Annotated in this window: 12 protein-coding genes; 6 read left to right on the top strand and 6 right to left on the bottom strand. The window is 64.1% G+C overall.

Translation table 11 applies throughout. The features are described from left to right. Positions 1–58 precede the first annotated feature (58 nt). From V7066_RS14165 to ssb, 3 genes are all read left to right on the top strand, one after another. Positions 59–298 carry a FeoA family protein gene (locus tag V7066_RS14165; RefSeq protein ID WP_334183683.1) on the top strand — a complete coding sequence of 80 codons (240 nt, stop codon included), beginning with the start codon at positions 59–61 and terminating at the stop codon, positions 296–298. After that, on the top strand, positions 295–2,139 hold the full coding sequence (feoB, locus tag V7066_RS14160) for a ferrous iron transporter B (RefSeq protein ID WP_334183682.1): 1,845 nt from the start codon (positions 295–297) through the stop codon (positions 2,137–2,139). The genes V7066_RS14165 and feoB overlap by 4 nt, the downstream gene beginning before the upstream one ends. Before the next feature lie 82 nt (positions 2,140–2,221). Continuing rightward, entirely contained in the window at positions 2,222–2,821 is a 600-nt protein-coding gene (ssb, locus tag V7066_RS14155; protein WP_334183681.1) for a single-stranded DNA-binding protein, read from the top strand. 421 nt (positions 2,822–3,242) lie between these two features. Here ssb and V7066_RS14150 read toward each other — a convergent pair whose 3' ends face one another. Together V7066_RS14150 and V7066_RS14145 are read right to left on the bottom strand one after the other, a co-directional pair. After that, the gene (locus tag V7066_RS14150; protein WP_334183680.1) at positions 3,243–5,303 is read right to left on the bottom strand and encodes a phosphocholine-specific phospholipase C; all 2,061 of its coding nucleotides are present in this window, start codon (positions 5,301–5,303) and stop codon (positions 3,243–3,245) included. 81 nt (positions 5,304–5,384) lie between these two features. Then, a complete protein-coding gene (locus tag V7066_RS14145; RefSeq protein ID WP_334183679.1) occupies positions 5,385–7,760 on the bottom strand; it encodes a TonB-dependent receptor domain-containing protein in 2,376 nt (791 codons plus the stop codon). Positions 7,761–7,977: 217 nt separating this feature from the next. On the opposite strand from V7066_RS14145, the gene V7066_RS14140 reads away from it, so the two are divergent. Next, positions 7,978–8,748: a DeoR/GlpR family DNA-binding transcription regulator gene (locus V7066_RS14140; RefSeq protein ID WP_334183678.1), complete on the top strand. Its 771-nt coding sequence runs from the start codon at positions 7,978–7,980 to the stop codon at positions 8,746–8,748. On the opposite strand, the gene V7066_RS14135 is transcribed toward V7066_RS14140, so the two are convergent. After that, entirely contained in the window at positions 8,663–9,907 is a 1,245-nt protein-coding gene (locus V7066_RS14135) for a DUF5690 family protein (RefSeq protein WP_334183745.1), read from the bottom strand. The genes V7066_RS14140 and V7066_RS14135 overlap by 86 nt on opposite strands. Before the next feature lie 501 nt (positions 9,908–10,408). On the opposite strand from V7066_RS14135, the gene rsgA reads away from it, so the two are divergent. Then, a complete protein-coding gene (gene rsgA / locus V7066_RS14130) occupies positions 10,409–11,455 on the top strand; it encodes a ribosome small subunit-dependent GTPase A (protein WP_334183677.1) in 1,047 nt (348 codons plus the stop codon). Then, the gene (locus V7066_RS14125) at positions 11,448–11,603 is read left to right on the top strand and encodes a hypothetical protein (protein ID WP_334183676.1); all 156 of its coding nucleotides are present in this window, start codon (positions 11,448–11,450) and stop codon (positions 11,601–11,603) included. Before rsgA ends, V7066_RS14125 begins: the two co-directional genes overlap by 8 nt. A gap of 623 nt (positions 11,604–12,226) precedes the next feature. On the opposite strand, the gene V7066_RS14120 is transcribed toward V7066_RS14125, so the two are convergent. The 3 genes from V7066_RS14120 to V7066_RS14110 form a co-directional block, all read right to left on the bottom strand. After that, complete coding sequence (locus V7066_RS14120) at positions 12,227–13,792, bottom strand: sulfatase family protein (protein ID WP_334183675.1); 1,566 nt, start codon at positions 13,790–13,792, stop codon at positions 12,227–12,229. Between the two features lie 59 nt (positions 13,793–13,851). Further along, positions 13,852–16,587, bottom strand: a complete 2,736-nt coding sequence (locus V7066_RS14115) for a TonB-dependent receptor (RefSeq protein ID WP_334183674.1) — start codon at positions 16,585–16,587, stop codon at positions 13,852–13,854. Positions 16,588–17,075: 488 nt separating this feature from the next. Beyond that, on the bottom strand, positions 17,076–18,852 hold a 1,777-nt coding region (locus V7066_RS14110), incomplete at its 5' end, for a TonB-dependent receptor (RefSeq protein ID WP_334183673.1).

The following is an 18,852-nucleotide window of genomic DNA, read 5'->3' as shown; positions in this document are numbered from 1 at the left end:
GTTTGTTAGTTATTGCGAACAAGTTGCAATCGCTGCGCCGATCTGGCAGCGGAGCCGCATGACTCTCGATCTGCTCCCCATCGACCAGCGCGCTCGAATCGTCGCAGTGGACTGGAATGCCCTCGTTCCCGAAGAAGCCAAGCGCCTTCGCGCCCTCGGACTCGAAGAAGGGGCCACCGTTTCCGTGGCGCATCGCGGAGTCGCGGGGGGCAGGGATCCGATCGCCATCGCCGTGGGCCGCATGACCATCGCCGTGCGCCGGGCTCATGCCCATGCCATGGAGGTCTCGCCGCTATGAGCCGCCAGCGCAAGATCGCCCTCGTCGGCAACCCCAATGCGGGCAAGAGCGCGCTGTTCAACGCGCTTACCGGCGCGCGCCAGAAGATCGCCAACTATCCGGGCGTCACCGTGGAGCGCAAGTCGGGCCGCATGGTGCTGCCGACCGGCGAGCCGGTGGAAATGACCGACCTTCCCGGCGCCTACGGCCTCGATGCCACCAGCCCGGACGAGGAAGTAACCTCCAAGGTCATCGCCGGCAGGTTCGCCGGAGAAGCCGAGCCGGACGTTCTCGTCATCGTGCTCGATGCCTCCAACCTCGAACAGCACCTCGTCTTCGCGCAGGAACTGCTGGCGCTGGGCAAGCCTTCGGTAGTGGCGCTCAACATGGTCGACCTCGCCGAGCGCGACGGGCTGGTGCTCGATGCCGCCGTGCTGGAAGAGGAACTCGGTGTGAAGGTCGTGCCGACCGTCGCCGTGCGCCGCCGCGGCCTTGCCGAACTCGGTGAGGCGATCGCGTCGGCCGAAAGCCGCCATGCCGGGCCGGGCCTTACCGACCTTGGGCCGACCGAGCGCCGCGTCGCCGCCCATGCCATGGCCAATGCCGCGATCCTCTCGGAATCGAAGCAGCATCGCCTGCACGCGCGGCTCGACCAGGTCCTGCTCAACCCCTGGCTGGGGCCGATCATCCTCTTCGCCTTCCTCTTCGTGGTGTTCCAGGCGGTCTTCGCCTGGGCGGCGCCGCTGATGGACGGGCTGGATGCGGGCGCGGGCTGGCTGCACGATACCGTCAAGGCCGCGATGCCGCCGGGCCTCGTGCGCGACCTGCTGACCGACGGCGTGATCTCGGGCGTTGGCTCGGTCGTGGTGTTCCTGCCGCAGATCATCATCCTCTTCGCCTTCATCCTGGCGATGGAAGCCTCGGGCTACATGGCCCGCGCGGCGTTCCTGATGGATCGACTGATGGCCTATGTCGGGCTTTCCGGCCGTAGCTTCATTCCGCTGCTCTCCAGCTTCGCCTGCGCCATTCCCGGCATCATGGCGACCCGTTCGATCACCGATCCCAAGGACCGGCTGACCACGATCCTGATCGCCCCGTTGATGACCTGCTCGGCGCGCCTGCCGGTCTATGCGGTCATCATCGGCGCCTTCATTCCGAACACCAATCTCGGCTGGGGCATCGGGCTTCAGGGCGTCGTGCTGTTCGGGCTCTATGTGGCGGGCATCGTCGGGGCCATGGTGGTGGCGCTACTGCTGCGCAGTTCGATCACCAAGGGCGCCGCTTCGGGCTTCATCATGGAGATGCCGAAGTACCAGCTGCCCCGGCTCAAGGACATGGCCATTGGCCTGTGGCAGCGCGCGTGGATCTTCCTGCGCCGCGCCGGCACGATCATCTTCACCGTCACCGTGGTGCTTTGGGTACTGCTCAACTTCCCGCAGGCTAAGCCGGGCGAGAGCCAGGTCGATGCCTCGATCGCGGGCAAGCTGGCGAACGGCCTTGCCGTCGTGGTCGAGCCGATCGGCTTCAACCGAGACATGGCGCTGGCGCTGATCCCGGCGATGGCCGCGCGCGAAGTGGCGGTTTCCTCGCTGGCGACGACGTATGCGGTCGATGCCGGCGACGACGAGGACCAGCAGGCGGTGGAACTGGGCGACCGATTGAAGGGCCGCTGGACCCTGCCGATGGCGCTGGCGTTCCTGGCGTGGTTCGTCTTCGCGCCGCAGTGCATGTCCACCATCGCCGTCACCCGCCGCGAAACCAACGGCTGGAAGTGGCCGATCTTCATGCTCGCCTATCTGTTCGGCCTGGCCTATGCGGCGGCGGGCGTGACGTACTGGATCGCGGTCGGGGCTGGGTTGTAGACAACCCCCTTCGACAGACTCGCGCGGGGGCGCTCCATTCGCTAACCCGTTTGCCGAATTTATACAGGAAAGCGATTCCCTCATGGCAGGCAGCGTCAACAAGGTCATTCTGATCGGCAACCTCGGAGCCGATCCCGAAGTGAAGTCGTTCCAGAACGGCGGGCGTATCGCCAATCTGCGCATCGCCACCTCGGAAAACTGGAAGGACCGCGCCACCGGCGAGCGCAAGGAGCGCACCGAATGGCACTCCGTCGTGATCCAGAGCGAAGGCCTGGTCGGCGTAGTCGAGCGTTTCCTGCGCAAGGGTTCGAAGATCTACATCGAAGGCCAGCTACGCACCCGCAAGTGGCAGGACCAGAACGGTAACGATCGCTACACCACCGAAGTCTCGGTCGGCGGCATCGGCGGCGTGCTGACCATGCTCGACGGCGCCCAGGGTGGCGGCGGCGGTGGCGGTGCGCGCGGTGGTTCCGGCGGCGGCTGGAATGAAGGCGGCGCGTCGGGCAGCGGCTATGGCGGCGGCCGCTCGGGCGGTTCGTCGGCCGGTTCCTCCGGCGGCGACGACTGGGGCCGTAGCGGCGGTTCGTCTTCGGGCGGTTCGTCGGGCGGCAGCGAGTGGGGTCGTACCGGCGGCAGCAGCGGCGGTTTCGGCGACGATCTGGACGACGATATCCCGTTCTGAGGCGCACTTTGCAGCGTATCTGTGGTTTGAAGGCCCGTTTCCGAGAGGACGCGGGCCTTCTTCCTTATCAACGCTTTCCTTCTGTGATTTCGGAGAGGTAAGAGTCCCTACGCTGTTCGATGGGCCAAGTTTGCCAATGGGGAGAGGATGTCCTTCCTTTTGCCGATTTCCACCGGGTTACCCTGAGTAGCCCCTGGACCGTTTGTTCGTGCGGTGAAGTTGGCCCGCCCTCGGAGTAAGCAGGAAGCGGGGGGTACGCCGGGAGTATGCGGCGTTTGGCGCTCGGTAAAACCGACCCTCACCCGATTCAGCTGTCGATTTGTGCTCCTCTTGATCGTGCGGCTTTCCCTATGGCTTGAAGCGTCTGCTGCCCGCCGGGAACGCTCTCGCCACCTTCACGGCAGGAAATTGTTGAGGGGCATCAGACGGACAGCTGGAATGGATCGCTCGTCGTTTCCCGACCCTCCAGGTCAACGCGGCCTGCAAGACGGCGCTGCCACCCGCCGGAACCGGCGAGTTCGACCAGGATATCGTACCATCCCAGCGTATCGCGCAGGGAGATCGAGACTTCTCCCGTGACTATCCTCTCCTGATGAAATGGGGGTGAAGCGAGCATTGTGCGGACGCGCAGCTCGGGCAAGCGTTTCTCCGAAGAAATGGCTTTCAGGTCGAGGTTGAAAGGCGTCGCACGGCCGGTCAGAACGATTGGAGTGCTGTCCCGGTCGCCCACGAAGTGTCGGTGGAAGCCGTTCGGCCCCAGGACCCACAAATCGTAGCCTTCCCGATCGCTCCAGGCCCAGTGCCCTTCGATGTTCTGGCCGGCGCCCACGGTATAGCGGCGTGGCGGCAGGTTCAGGGCGTTACGGTCGTAGACATGGAAAACGGCGGCTGCGCCTTCGGCGGCAAAATGCAGGACGATGCCGTCGCTTTCCATCCGATCCTGAACGTCCAGTCGGTAGGGCAGCGGGCGGGATCGACGCAGGCCCGGCTCCTGCCAGATCGCCGTGCGCTGGGTGGGCGGCGTGGGACTGGGCTGATGCTCTATCTGCCCCGCCCGCAGGGCATCGCCGCGCGGATCGGGCAATGGGCCGAACGGTGCGCGATCGGGTGCGGAGAAATCGAAAGCGGAAGTCAGATCTCCGCAGACCGCCCGCCGCCAGGGCGAGATGTTGGCCTCATGGAAGCCGAAGCGCGTTTCGAGGAAGCGGATCACCGAGGTGTGATCGAAGACCTGCGAGTTGACCCAGCCGCCCCGGCTCCACGGCGAGACGACATACATGGGAACGCGCGGTCCGAGCCCGTAAGGTCGGCCGCGCAGGGCCGGTTCGTCGATCTTCTCCTCGTCGGGGGCGGGGATGCGGTGGTACTCGCCGGCGGTATCCACCGTCGATCCGCCCAGCGGATGGCCGTCGGCAGCGATCGACGGCGGCGCGGGCGGCGGCATGTGGTCGAAAAAGCCGTCGTTCTCGTCGAACATCACCAGCAGCACGGTGCGTGCCCAGATGCGCGGATTGGCCGTCAGCGCGTCCAGCACTTGCGAGGTGTAGAGCGCGCCCTGGGCAGGGCTGGACGGGCCGGGGTGTTCGCTGCCTTTCGCGTCGGCGACGATCCAGCTGACTTGGGGCAGGGCGCCCGCCAATACGTCCTTGCGCAGGCGGTCGAGCGCGCCCGTTGTCAGGGCACGGTCCTTCAGGTCTGCGCCGCCTTTACCGCGATTGGCATCCCGATAGGCGCGAAAGCCGACCAGCGGATTGTCGGTGAAGTTGTCCGCCATGTCCTGGTAGATGCGCCAGTCGATACCCTTGGCCTGCAAGCGCTCCGGCACCGTGCCCCACATGTAGTCGGACGCGGCTCCGCCCTGTTCGGGGAAGTTGTCGTGCGAATTGCCGATCGCCGGGCCGCCCTGCTTGCCGTGCGGGTCGTTGGTGCCGGTCCAGAGGAACAGACGGTTGGTGTTGGTGCCGGTCTGGATCGCGCAGTGATAGGCGTCGCAGATGGTGAAGGCTTCGGCCAGCGCGAACTGGAACGGAATGTCCTCGCGCCGGTAGTGCCCCATGGCGCGCTGGGTCTTGATTGCGGGCCAGTGGCCCATCCGGCCTTCGTCCCAGGCCTTTTGCGCATCGGGCCAGGTATGCGGCGTGCCCGCCACGCGCATGACGTCGAACGTGGCGCGGGTGTCGAGGTGGAACGGCGCGATGGTCGGCGCTTCCGGGCTGTCGAGCTGCTCCCATACCGAACGCGGCTTTCCGGCGATCGGCGGCAGGGGAATCGGCAAGCGGTCGGCAAACCCGCGCACGCCGCGCAGCGTGCCGAAATAGTGGTCGAAGCTGCGGTTCTCCTGCATCAGGATCACGACATGCTCGACATCCTCGATCGTACCGCTGCGCACGTCGGGCGCGATGGCGGCGGCGCGCGCGATGGAGGCGGGTAGACCGGCCAGCGCGGCGACGCCAAGCAGGGAGCGGCGGGTAAGGTCGACCATGATGTGTCCTTGAAAAACGACGGATGCGCCGCCCCAACGGGAGCAGCGCATCCGCCTTGCATTATTGCCGTGGTATGACGATCAGAAGTCGAAGGTCAGCGCTGCCGTGACGGTACGCGGCGTGCCGAGGAACGCCGTGCCGCCCGCGCCGCCGCCGAGATAGCGCTTGTCCGCCAGGTTGGTGGCCTGGATCGTCAGCGATGCGCCGCTCAGCTGGTCGGAGATGCGGTCCAGATCCATGCCGATATAGCCGTTGATGACGGTATAGCCCGGTGCCACGTCGCCGCCGTTGTCGTCGACGAAGCGGTCGCCCACGAACTTGGCCGAGACCCCGGCCTTGAACGCCGAGCGGCGATAGTCGGCCGACATCACCCACATGTGACGCGGAGAGCCGCTGACTTGTACGCCGGGGGTGATGCCCACGTCCTCGTCCTGCTCGGCATTGCCGGTGCCGATGTAGACGGCATGGTTGTAGCTGTAGCTGCCCGAGAGCGTCAGCCCCATCGGGAAGCGATAGGCCAGCGCCGCCTCGACGCCCTTGGAGCGGATGCCGCCGACGTTGAGATAGACGCTTTCCTGTTCCTCCAGATAGTCGATCCCGGTCACCAGGTTCGACGAAATCGAGACGATGTGGTTGTTGAACTTGATGTCGTAGGCGGTAAGTGAGGCCTGGAGGCGAGGCGAACTGTAGCGAGCGCCGATCTCGATGCTGTCGGCGGTCTCCGGCTTGACGCGGTCGATCACTTCCTGCGCTTCACCCAGCAGCCCATTGCCGATCGACGAGAAGTTCTGCGCATAGCCCGCGAACAGCTCCAGCCCGTCCACCGGAGTGGCCCAGGTCAGGCCGGCCGAGATCAACGGATCGGAGTGCGAGTTGCTGCGGGTGCGCGGCTCCACGACCAGCCGTTCCTGGCGCTTCTGGTCGATGAAATACTGCTTCATGCCGAAGGCGGCGGTAAGCTTGCCGTACTGGATCGAGTCCTGCGCGTAATAGACCAGTTCGTTGGTGTTGTAGTCGACGCTGAACTGCACCCAGTAGGGATTGCTGTCATAGGCGGTGCCGAGCAGCGGGTTCTTGATCTTGTGCCAGTCGCGCACCTGGTTTGCCGTGATGTTCTCATACCACAAGCCGGCGCGCAGCGTGTTGGTGACGGGGCCGAAGTCGTGCGTCCAGTCGGCATCGGCGGTGAAGCCGAAGCGGTCGTTCTTGTAGTGGGTATGGCGATAGGACATCACCGCCGTCGCATCGTCGGCATAGCAGGTGGGCGAATAGGCCGCCGGGACGCCCGCCGTGCCGGTGCATCCGGCGATCATGGTCGCCGCCGCGCCGGTGGGGGTGACGTAGTAGATCTGGCCGAGCTGCGACCCGCCGATCACCGTCGATCCGCCGGTATATTCGCTCTCGGGGTTGCCTGCACCGTCTGCGGTCACGTTGACGAGATAGGGAGGCATCCAGTCGCCGCGCCCGCGCATGCGGTGATAGTAGCCGGTGAGAGAGAGCTTCACTTCGCCCAGGTCCGCTTTCCCGCGCAAGTAGCCGAACAGGTTCTTGCGCAGCGCGCGCGAGCCGGAGCGGTAATTCTGGTCGATGTAGGGCAGGCCGGTCCAGGTGTCGGTATAGACGTCGTGGTCGGGATCCGCCTTGAACATGTCGACCGAGACCGAGCCGAATTCGGACTCGTCGGCATCGTCGTAGGAGAGGAAGCCGGTCAGATCGATGTTGGAGATCTTGCTGTTGATCTTGGCGCTGAGGTGGTCGCGGGTGGTCTTGCCGGCGCCGCCGATCCAGTCATGCGCCTTGGAATGCGAGGCGGAGATGTAGGCGCGGGTATCGGGCGCGATCTCGCCGGTATCGACACGGGCATAATACTTCTGCGCGCCATAGTCGCCCGCCGCACCGGAAAGGCGTACGCGGAATTCGTCCTGGGGATCGGACGTGACGTAGTTGAGCGTGCCGCCCAGCGCTTCGTTCGAGCGCGAGGAAATGTCGGCGGTGCCTTGCGAGACTTCCACCGTCTTGAGGTCCAGCACATCGATGTAGCGGTTGGCCTTGGAGCCGCCGCCGTAGCCCGAGCCGCCGTTGGGCAGGCCGTCGATGGTCGTACCGATCTGGGTGAAGCCGCGGATCGAGATCTGGGTGGCCCAGTCGGACGAACCGAAAGCATCGCCTTCGGACACGAAAACGCCCGGCAGTTCGTTGATCACGTCATTGACGCTGGTGAGCGCGGACTGGCGCTCGATCATTTCCGGGGTCACGCGGGTATTGGCGAAGTGCGTGGCGGTACCGGTGACGACGATATCCTCGCTGCCGACATTTTCGCTTGCTTCGGTGCCCGCAGCTGTGTCGGCAGATTCCGGGGCTGCGGCATCGGCGGTCACATCGGCCTCTGCGGCGTGGGCATGCGTGGTCCCGGCCGCGATCGCGAGGATCGCGGTTCCGATCATCCAAGTCTTCATCGATATTCCCCTGTGGCGCTGCCGCCGTTTCACCGGCCCTTCGTGGCCGTCAGCGGCGAGCTATGCCCTGAGGGTTACGTTTATGTGACATTATGTGGATTCAGGTGACGATTGTTTTTGAATGTGTGGTGTTCATGCGAGAATGTCACTTGAAACCACACCGTCAGCCGGGCATCGTGAGGACAGGCAATGGCTCGCCTGCAAGGGGGACTACAGGTTGATACAGGCAGACCGCATCGCGGCGATTCTTTCCTCGCTGGAGGAGCGGGGTTCCTCGTCCATCGCCGATCTGGCTGCGGGATTCGGCGTTTCGGAGGAAACCATCCGCCGTGACGTGCGCCAGCTTGAGGGCAGTGGCCGGGTGATCAAGGTTCACGGCGGCGTGACTCTGCCGGCGACCAGACTGGAAGCGCCCTACCGGCGGCGCCTGCGGGAACAGCTGGAAGCCAAGCGCGCGATCGCCCGGCTCGCGGCCGGGTTCATCGAGGACGGGGCGACGGTCTTCATCGATTCGGGCACGACCTCCTACTGGGTGGCGCAGGAACTCGGCCATCTGCGTGGTCTCACGCTGGTCAGCAACAGTCTGGAAGTGGTCGCGGAGGGGCTAGGCCGGGCGGACCACCGGGTGTTCTTCGCGGGCGGTGCGATGAATGTGGATTATCGTTCGGCCTTCGATGCCGATGCGATCGCCTACGTCCGCCGCTTCGTTCCCGACGTGGCCGTGCTCTCGATGGGAGCGATCGAGGCGTCGCGCGGCTTCCTCGATTTCGATCCGGACGAGGCGGCCTTCAAGCGCGCGGTGCTCGATCGCGCCCGCAGGCTGGTGGTCGTGGCGGATCATGGCAAGTTCTCACGGCAGGGCACCGCCCATGTTGCGGACTTCGATCAGGTCCACGACCTCGTCACCGAACGGGATCCGCCTCCCGCGATCCGCGAGGCCGCAGCCGCCAGCGGAACGACCGTCCACGTGGCGTCTCCTGCAGGCTGAAGAAGCATTGCAGGGAGGCCGCAGCGGCGCAGACCAGCACCACGCTGGCGATCAGGCAGCCCTCGACATAGAAGGACAGCGCGCCGGGGCCACCTCCGTTTCGGACACTGAAGGCGATCATCAGGGCAAGGCTGCCGCAGTAGCCGAAGGCATCGGCCATGTAGATCAGGAAGCCTGCGTTGCCGGGATAGCGGGTGAAAGCCATGATCCGCTCGAACAGGATCACGCTGAACGGAGCATAGGCGAGGTATAGGCCCGTGCCGCTCAGCGTCACCCAGGCGATCGGCCCGATCATGCCCAGCCGCCAGGCGATGGTCGACAGTCCCAACACTGCGGCGCCCACGACGATCAAGGCATGGACAGCGATCATGGCGGCCCGGTTGCGGCGGATCAACCCGATCACGGCAAGACCGAACAGGACCACGATGGTCACCGGAATCTCCGTCTCGATGAACAGGGCCGGCGAGCGTCCCTGGCCGAGTTGCAGCCACATCTCGGCGGCGAAATTGTCGCGGTAATCGCGCAGGGCCACCAGCAAGCCGTAACCGGCAAGCAGGAGCGTCAGCGGCAGCCAGTAGAGACGGACGAAACGGCGACGCGATGCCGCATCCATCGCCACGCGCTCGCCGCGATCGGCCTTGTCGGCTTCGTCCGGCGCGGGAATGCGGGACAGGATGAGCAAGGCGCCGACCAGCAGCGGTGCAAACAGCAGCCCGGTGGCGGCGGGCATCCAGAACGGCGACACGCCCTCGATCAGCAACATGCTACCCACTGATTTGACCAGCCCGGAAGAGACGATGAAGCTGGCGGCCAGGATCATCGTCAGTACTTCCGTCAGCCGCCGCCCTTCGAGGTAGCTGACGACCAGCCCCCAGATCATGCCGAGGGGCAAGCCGTTGAGGACCATGCACAGGGGCGCCATCCACGCCGGAAGCAGCGCGACCCCTACCAAGGCGATCCACGATATGCCGATCAGGCCCAGGATCAGGGCCTTGCGCTCGGCACCCCGGTGGATCGAAACGACGCGAATGCCGATGATCTTGGAACAAGCATAGCCCAAGGCCTGCGCCAGGATCAGTGCGGTCTTGAAATCCACCCCCCACAGCGGCGCCTGGTCTGAGAACGTCGCGACGGCTATGGGTTTACGAAAGGCATACATTGCCAGGTAGACGCAGAATGCCGCAAACCCTGCCGCGATCAGCCTCGGCAAAGTCCTCAATTGAAGGTTTTTTCGGTCGCCATGACGGGCGTTGGGCGGCATCCCGACGCGCTAGAGATCTGCTATGGCATTCGTGTGACCAACGCCTTTGTCCTGCATTCTGTTCGGAAACAGGAATGTCTTCATGGTTTGCCGCCAGGCGCAGCAAATCTCGGCCAGATTGCGCCATTCGCAATGTTCGGACCGAACGGCTGAACGTCGGCTTACGCCGGCACCAGGCTTCGCAGGTCTGTTATCGAAGCCGGGCGCGGCAATAGGCCACGGCTGCCCTTCCCACGTTTTCCGGGTTATTTCCGTGCGGCATGGCGCGCCAGCAAATATGAGAGTAGGGGGTGGCGAACGGCGACCCCAGATATTGCGGGGCTTCTCCGTCCGGAGTCTCTGTCTGCTCGCGCAGAGTTGCTCGGGTTTCACCAAGCGAAGAGAGACTGCACCCTAACGATGGAATCGACCGGGATAACCTTGATTGACCTTGGTTGGAGGACAGCCTTCAGCAGCCAGTTGACCGCGGAAGAGCGGGACGGCGAACTGTGCCCGGTGCGGGTCATGGCCGTTCATCGCGGTTGGGTCGAGATCGCGGGGAGCGGGTTGAGCGGCATGATCCCCTCGGCATTGCCATCGGCGGAAGGAGCGGAAGACCGCCCCACGGTCGGCGACTGGATGATTGTCGATCGGGCCGAATTGACGGCGGTACGCATCCTGGATCGGATCAATTTGTTCAAGCGGCAAGCGCCTATGGACAAGCGCCGTCTGCAGTTGATCGCGGCAAACGTCGACACCTTGTTCATCGTCACCTCGTGCAACCATGACTTCAATGTGGCGCGGCTCGAACGTTACCTTGTCATGGCTCGTGAGGTCGGCGTGACGCCTGTGGTGGTTCTTACCAAGATCGACCTTGCGGTCGAACCGGGAAAGTTCCTGAACATTGCCCGTGGGTTGCAGCCAGGCTTGCAGGTCGAACTGATCAACGGGCTCGATACAGGCAGCGTTGCGCGGTTGGCCCGGTACTGCGGCAAGGGGAGCACCGTGGCTTTGCTCGGGTCTTCGGGTGTCGGCAAGTCGACAATGATCAACAGCTTGCGCGGTTCGGACGACATCGCAACCCAGCCCATCCGCGAAAACGACGGCAAAGGACGGCATACGACAACCGTTCGGCAACTGCACCGCCTCAATGGCCCAATCGAAGGGGGGTGGCTGGTCGATACGCCCGGCATGCGAGAGTTCAACCTGCCGGAAGCCGCCGATGGGATCGCGGAAGTGTTCGACGATATCACCGCGTTGACGCTGAAATGCCGCTTCACGAACTGCGCCCATGGTTCGGAGCCTGGTTGCATGGTGCAGGCTGCGGTCCGCAGCGGAGCGCTTGAACCGGAACGGCTACAGCGTTGGCGCAAGCTGGTTCTCGAAGATGCCGGAAACACACAGAACACAGCCGGGCGGCGACCAGCCCCGGCCACTACTCGCAGAAGGAACAAACCAAATGGCTGACCTCTATCTCAAAGCCCTCGAGTCCGAACGCAGGAGTTTGTGGGCTGCATGCCGCCTTAAGGGGCTCGCGAAAGACACGCCTGAACGGCTTCGGATCGCCGAACTCGATAAGCTGCTGGCCGAGCATAAAGCGAAGAAGGCAGGCTGAGCGATCACGCATGGCCGGTGCGTTCAGTCGGAAGCTGGGGGCAGTGATGGGACAGGCTCGTTATCGCCTCATGCTTTCATTTTTTTGACACGGTGAAAATATAGGGGCCGGCTCATGTTTGAGCCCATTTGCTCGCCTCATCATACTATCAGCCCCAGATCATCTGCCGCCATCGCTCGGTGCTGGTCTTCTTCCTGGGTCTTGCCATGGCAGCGGCTCGGCCAGACGCTGGAAGATCTTGTCAATGTCCGTCGCTGGCTGGAAGAGATTTCGCAGCGCCCCGCTGTGACGAGGGCGTACGATCTGGTGGCCGAGATCAATGCCGATCCAGAGCCGTGGCTTTCTGATCGATCTTCGAATTCGCTAGGAGGGCGCCAGCTTCGGTAGTGATCGTGAAAAGGGAGCGAAGGTTCGTGCCAGGAATTTCGAGCCATGACGTAAGTGTGCCATGCAGCCAGCGAGAGGCAGGGCGGCTCGGTTATCTGGTCCCCGGGGGCGGGTCTATCCTAGCCGCATTGGGAAGAGGAAGCCTGCCATCCATTTGCGGAGGTTGGCCCTCGCGGCAACGGCTTGAGGGTCTCTGCTCGAAGATGGCAGGCAGGGCCTATCGCTTCGGACTTTCCTCAAGTCCCCCGCTTCGTTTGCGGCATAAAGAACGATGGCGGGAACGGTGCCTGCCCGGCGCCTGACGGACTGCGCAGTTCGTTTCGCCCTCCCGCATCGACGCTGAGCGGAATCTGCATGCCGCCGGTTTCTTCCAGAAGCGTGAACAGCTTGTGGCTCAGCCGCTGGGCCAGCGCCTCGTGGCCCGGCTGGGCGAGGAGGTTGTTGTTCTCGGTGGGATCGTCGGCGAGATCGTAAAGTTCATCCAGATCCCAGATGCCGTGGAAGCGGACGTATTTGTAGCGCTCTTCGCGAATGGCGTGGACAGTCGGCGTCTGCGGGAAGTTTCGCTCCCAATAGTATTCGTAGAGCAGTTCCTCGCGCCAGGGCGCGTTCGCGTCGCGCGCCAGCGGCAGCATGCTGGAACCCGCCATGTAGGAGGGGGACTCCAGGCCCGCCGCCGCCAGGATCGTCGGAGCGATATCGATGTTCGCCACGACGTTCTCGACCGTGCTGCCGGCGTTGAACAGGGACGGGCACCGTGCGAGCAAGGGAACCCGCATCGATTCCTCGTAAGCGGTGCGCTTGTCGATCAGGCCGTGCTCGCCGAACATGAAGCCGTTGTCGCCCATGTAGATGATCAGCGTATCGTCCAGTTCGCCGCGCCGTTCGAGCAGGTCCATGATGCGGGCCAGCCCTTCGTCCACCGCCAGCAGCGTTTCCATGTAGCGCTTGTAGTAGTCGGCGATGTCGAGATTGCCATGATAGGCATAGTCGACCCCATGCCAGCTGTTGCGCTGGTTTTCGACCCACATCGGTCGTCCCGGCACTCCGGCTTTCATGTTCTCCGGATAGCGGAAAACTTCCTTGTCGTAGCGCCCCTTGTGCCGTTCGGCGGGCAGGAACTCGGCGTGGACGGCCTTGTGCGCGAGGTGCATCATCCAGGGCTTGCCGGGATCGCGCTTGTCGATCCAGTCGATCGCGTAGTCGGTCAGTTCGTCGGTGATGTAGCCCTTCTGCGGCACCTTGCGGCCGTCGACGTTCAGGCCGTTTGCGCTGGGCAGATAGGTTCCCTGACCCTTGAAGCTCACCCAGTGATCGAAGCCCGGCTGCGGATCGTCGCCCTCGGTGCCCATGTGCCACTTGCCGATGAAGGCCGTATCGTAGCCGGCCTTCTGCAGGAACTGCGGGTAGAAGATCAGGTCCGGCGGGATCGGGTGGTTGTTGTCGACGACCTTGTGCTGGTGGGCATAGAGCCCGGTCAGTATCGAGGCGCGCGAGGGCGAGCAAAGCGCCGTCGTGACGAAGGCATTGCGGAAATGCGTACCTTCCCGCGCCAGCCGGTCGAGTGTCGGCGTATCGCCGAAGTCCTGGGCCTTCATGAAGCCCATCGCATCGTAGCGGTGATCGTCGGTGAGGACGAACAGGATGTTCTTCGGCTTTACGCCGGGGCGGCGTTGCAGGCGAAGGTCCTGCGTTGCTGGGCGCGCGCTCGGCGTCCCGGCGCCGGCAGCCCAGGAGTAGAGCCCGAACGCCCCTCCGGTGCCTCCCAGCAATATGCCGCGGCGATCGAAGCTGTCAGCCATGTCGTGTCTCCGTTGATGTGGGCGCTGTCCTGCGCTCCGACGTTTCGTTTTGCATCGTTTTAGAAGGTCACGCGCACGCCGCCGAACAGGCGCCGCCCGGAATCGAGATAGTTTGCGGGCAGGCCCGTGGTGTATTCGACGATTTCGTCGCGATCGAGCAGGTTGACGGCTTCGAGCACGATCGAAGCCTGCGGAGTCACCCGGAAGCTGACGCTTGCATCGAGCGTGCCGAAGGCCCGGTTGATCCGCCCCATGACCGGCGCCACTGTCGCAGAGGCAAGATAGCTGCTGCGCCAGGAATAGGACAGGCGGGCGGCCACCGGCCCCTTCTCGTAATAGCCGGTCAGGTTGTAGTTGTGCTTGGAGGCGGCCGTAAGCTGGGTGGGATCGCTGTTGTCGATATAGGTGTAGTTGGCGATTACCCCGAGGCCGTCGAGCGGACGGGGCAGCCAGGTGAAGGCCTGCTGGAAATAGAGTTCCAGCCCCTTGAGATCCACACCCGATCCATTGACCAGCTGGCTGACCGTGAAATCGGTCTGGATCGTCGTCGTACCCGTCGTGCGGATGTAGGAGACGGGCAGGGACTGGATGCTGATTTCACGGCGGATCAGGCTTTCCAGATTCTTGTAGAACAGCGAGGCGCCGACCAGGGAATCCTGTCCGAAGTAGTACTCCACGGTGGCATCGACATTGTTCGCCCGGAAAGGATCGAGATAGGGATTGTTCCGCGTGACAGTCAGGCCGTTGCCATTGGCCGTTGTGGTGGGCGAAATGTCGGCGAGGTTGGGGCGCGTGATCGTGCGCGAGGCGGAGAAGCGCAGTTGCAGCTTGTCCGTCACCTCGTACTTCAGGTTCAGGCTGGGCAGGAAATCCCAATAGGAACGCTTGACGACCAGTGGGGACGCGGCCGGAACACGCGTGGTCATGCCCGTTTCGACTTCCACGGTGATGCCGTTGAGGTCGGGACTGACCCCGCACGTGGTCTGGCTGGTCCGGACCGCGCGCAGGCCGATGTTGCCGGTCAGCTTGCCGAAAGCCAGGTCTGCCCGCCCGTAGAGGGCAAGGGTCTTTTCCTTGACGTCGAGAATGCCGGTCGCGTCGTTGGTGTAATTGCCAGCCGCGATCAGCTGTTCCTTGCTGAAATTCTTGACGAAGCTCCTGGCATCGGAGCCCAGCCAGTATTGCGGAAACGAGGCGTCGCCGTCGTAGCTTCCCAGGAACGAGCCCGAACCGGCGCGGATCGGGATCATGAAGGGCGCGGCGCTGAACGAGCCTGCAAGCGGCCCTGCGGGAAGACCGCCATAGAGCTGGGACACGCCGGCAGCGCCAATCGTCAACGTCTTGTTGTCGGCATAGACGGCCCGGTCGCTGTATTTGACGCCGGCCCGCAGCGCCGTCACGCCGCGGTCGCCAAGGTCGCGGCGAACGTCCAGCTTCACGTCGCGCAGCCGATCGCTGGTTACGCGGTCGAGCTCGCCGTTCAGGCTGAGCAGTCGGAAGTTGTTGGCGTCGAGCTTACGGGTATCGAACCCGTCGAGGTAGGTGATGCTGGGGATCGAGTCTCCGGGCTTGGCGACGACGCGTACATTGCCGGTGATGCTGTCGGCGATGTTGAGCGTGTTGCGAACCTGACGGGAGCGTTGTTCCGATCCGTCGAGAACGATGGTCCAGCCGTCGCTCTCGAACTTGCCGCCGACCACGAAGGAACGGATAAAGCCGTTGCGGTCCTGGTAACGTCCGCCGTCACGCAGATCGATATTGCTGACGGTGAAGTCGGTCGCCGTTTCCACACCGTCCAGCACTTGCGTCTTCGAGGCGATCACACCGCTCGATCCCGCGAAATTCTGCCAGTTTTCCTGACGCACTGCCTCGACCTTGACCCGGGTGTAGAAGGCGTCGGCATAGAGTTCGAGCTGGTCGCTGGGCCGGAACTGCACCGAGGCAATGCCGCTGAGACGGCGGTTACGCTCGGTGAACATGTCGTGGATGATGAGGCCCGGTATGCGGACCAGGCGATCGGGATCGATGCGGCCATCGCCGTTGAGATCGTCGCCGCCGCCGCCCAGCGGCACCCCCTGTGCCTCGGTCACGGTGTTCCAGCCGGTCTCGACCTGATGGGTCTGGGGGCGGCGCTCGGTGTAAGATCCTCCGAGCGTGATCCCCAGCCTGCCGTCCAGGAAGCTGTCGGCAAACAAGCCGGAGATGCGCGGCGATACCTTGCCGGAATTGCTTTCGTGTTCCGCCTGTGCCGAAAGCGTGAGCACTCGGCGGCCGATGTCGAGCGCGCGGGGCGTGCGGACATTGACGGTGCCGGAAAGCCCCCCGTCTTCGAGGTCGGCGGTCGGAGACTTGTAGACTTCCAGCGTGCGCACGAATTCGGGCGGTAGGGCCGAGAAATCGAAAGAGCGCGAGAAGCCCGCGAAAAGGTCGTTGAGCGCGTTGGGCACGCTGCGTCCGTTGAGGGTGACCAACGTAAACGTGTCGGGAAGACCGCGGATGTTCACGCTGCGCCCTTCGCCGCGCGTGCGGTTGATCTGCACGCCGCTGATGCGCTGAACCGATTCCGCAACGTTCACGTCCGGATAGCGACCGATGTCCTCGGAACTGATGACGTCGACGATGCTGGCGGCATTGCGCTTGATCCGGACGGCCTGTTCGATTCCGCTGCGGATACCGGTGACGACGATGTCCTGTCCCGGTGCTTCTTCGGCATCTGGCGCCGGTTCCACCGCTTCTTCCGGGGCTGCACCCCGCTCGCCGATGGAATCCGCGCTTGCCTCTGAGGGCGCGAACATCAGTGCCGATACTGCCGCTCCTATCAGCCAGGCCGACTGGCGAGTTGGATTTCCTGCGGCCCCGCCTAACGGAGAGTCCATTCGGAATTTCTCGGACAACGGCCGGCGGTTGGCGGGCAGCGACGAGCGCCCGGCGCGGCGAGCCGCGACGACGGAAAGAGACATGGCTATCCTTTGCACGCACCATGACTCCGTTTCGGAGTCTGCTGCCTGGTTGAGCGGAAGGGAGGGATGTCTGACGCTGTCGTCTCGACGGCTGACACAGATATCTCAGGAGAATTTCAACTCACCACAGGAATTCTTGTCTCACGGGAAGCGCTTCTTGCAACTGTGCATCGTCGCATTCCCGGTGCGAATGTGGGGGCGCCTTTCGAAGTCAGGTCAGAGCGCCAGCAACGGCAGCTTCGCCCCCATTCAATGTCAAAAGATCAAACGCACGGTTCAGCGAGCCGAATTAGACTTGGGAATGGCGGAATCCCACGGCCGTGTCAGAATGATCGGGCAAACCCCAGCGATATCACGGCACCCGACTGCTGATCGCGCTGTTCGCTGCCGCTGAACAGGCTGGCCCGGCTAGGCGAATAGAACTGGCGTGTGCGAGAATTATCCTGTCCGTTGAAAGCCGTGGCGCGCAGGGTCGTCTTGAAACCGGCCAGCGCGGTCGTCTCGACGTAAGCACCCCACAGAGCGCGATCACGCCAGCGCAGGATCTCGCCGGTATAGAAGACCTTGGCTTCTTCGGGCGCGGTCCAGGTCAGGCCCCAGGACGATTTCAGAGCGGGAATATCGTGGCGGAATTCGGCCTTGAGGCTCTGCGCGGCGATATCGTCCATCGGGCGGTTCCTGCCCGTGATCGGATCGCGGAGGCGCGATCCACGCCAGGTGCCGTCGATCGTCAGGCGCGCGCCTTTCACGATACCGTCGAGCGGCAGCGAGCCTTGTGCCGAGATACCCCACTGCCGACCATCCCCGATGGTGCCGATCGCCTCGTCGCCGCTGGGCAGGATGAGGTAGCCGAGCATGCCGCCATGCCACTGGTGATAGGTTTCCAGCGCGATCGCGCCGCCCTTGCCCCAGCGATGGTCAAGGCGCAGGAGCGTGCGGGTTACGCGGGCGGGGCGCAGGCCCGAGTTGCCACCGAGCGGCCTTCCGTCACCCTGGTTCACCGAAGCCGCGAAGTCGCCGAAGTCCAGCTGGTCGACCGTGCGGCGTGCGCCCAGGCGTAGCTGAGTGCTTCCCGAAGGCGACCAGACGACGGCGAGTGAGGGTTTCAGGTACGACAGGCTCTGCTCCTGCGCGGCCTCTCCGGTGACCCGAATGCGGGAGAATTCGACGGCCATCCCGGATTCGAGGTTGAGGTGCCGGGTCAGCTTGACGGTCAGGTTGGCGAACGCCTCGCCCCGCATTTCGGAAACGCGGGTGCCGGCATTGGCAAGCGAGACCGGGATCAGGCCGCCGCCGGTATCCTCCGCATAGTCCAACTGGCTGGACAGGCGATTGTATGCCACCTCGCCGCCGAATTCGGGGCGGACCGGATGATTGCCTTCGCGGGTGATCGTGGATCGCGCGACGAATTCGCTGGGCTTCTGCAGGCGGGAAGAGAGCCCGCGATAATCGGCTTCAGAGTAATCTTCGTCGGTGGTGTAACGCTCGATCCGGCCAAGGCCGACCAGCTTCGCCGTCCAGCCGGAACCGAGGCGGCGGGTCCAGTCCAGGCCCAGTTCGCCGCTACGCCCCTTTTCGTCATATGCGATATCGCGCCGACCGTCCGGGGTATCGTCCGCCGCGCCCTGATAGATGTCGATCCTTCGGTCGGAAGAATAGCCGTCCTTGTTCAGGCGCAGGTTCAGGGTCAGCGTTCCTCCTGCCAGCGGGCCTGACGTGCTCAGCGCAAGGCCATATTCTGGCGCCTTGCCGGCGATGTGCTCCTGCCGGGTCTGGTAGAGCGAGCCGAGGGCATCGCGGTCGAGGTAGGTGCCGTCGGTTGGGAAGCGCACCATTTCGCCGGACAGTTCGACATTGGTTTGCCACCCGGCGATCCGCCGCGCGTGGCTGATCCGGGCGGATGGCGCAATATGGCCGTCCGCCGTGTGGCTGAAGGTCAGCGAGGCATTGCCCGATCCTGCGACATCGGCCTTCAGTACGAGGTTGGCCACGAGCGTCTGCCCCTGCGCCTCGGCCGCGTCGGTGCCGCGCAGCAGGACCACGCGGTCCACGCGCGAGGCCGCGATACGGCGAAGCACTTCGGTAATGCCGCCGCCCTTC

Origin of the sequence: Novosphingobium sp. (assembly GCF_036820275.1) — a bacterium.
GTDB lineage: Bacteria > Pseudomonadota > Alphaproteobacteria > Sphingomonadales > Sphingomonadaceae > Novosphingobium.
Note: the sequence above shows the minus strand (reverse complement) of the source record. Positions and strands in the feature narration are given on the sequence as shown.

Bases quoted from the DNA above. Each gene is read 5' to 3' on its own strand.
- feoB (WP_334183682.1), top strand. From the start codon at position 295: ATGAGCCGCCAGCGCAAGATCGCCCTCGTCGGCAACCCCAATGCGGGC.
- V7066_RS14150 (WP_334183680.1), bottom strand. From the start codon at position 5,303: ATGGTCGACCTTACCCGCCGCTCCCTGCTTGGCGTCGCCGCGCTGGCC.
- V7066_RS14135 (WP_334183745.1), bottom strand. From the start codon at position 9,907: ATGTATGCCTTTCGTAAACCCATAGCCGTCGCGACGTTCTCAGACCAG.
- V7066_RS14115 (WP_334183674.1), bottom strand. From the start codon at position 16,587: ATGTTCGCGCCCTCAGAGGCAAGCGCGGATTCCATCGGCGAGCGGGGT.
- ssb (WP_334183681.1), top strand. From the start codon at position 2,222: ATGGCAGGCAGCGTCAACAAGGTCATTCTGATCGGCAACCTCGGAGCC.
- V7066_RS14120 (WP_334183675.1), bottom strand. From the start codon at position 13,792: ATGGCTGACAGCTTCGATCGCCGCGGCATATTGCTGGGAGGCACCGGA.
- rsgA (WP_334183677.1), top strand. From the start codon at position 10,409: ATGGAATCGACCGGGATAACCTTGATTGACCTTGGTTGGAGGACAGCC.
- V7066_RS14125 (WP_334183676.1), top strand. From the start codon at position 11,448: ATGGCTGACCTCTATCTCAAAGCCCTCGAGTCCGAACGCAGGAGTTTG.
- V7066_RS14145 (WP_334183679.1), bottom strand. From the start codon at position 7,760: ATGAAGACTTGGATGATCGGAACCGCGATCCTCGCGATCGCGGCCGGG.
- V7066_RS14165 (WP_334183683.1), top strand. From the start codon at position 59: ATGACTCTCGATCTGCTCCCCATCGACCAGCGCGCTCGAATCGTCGCA.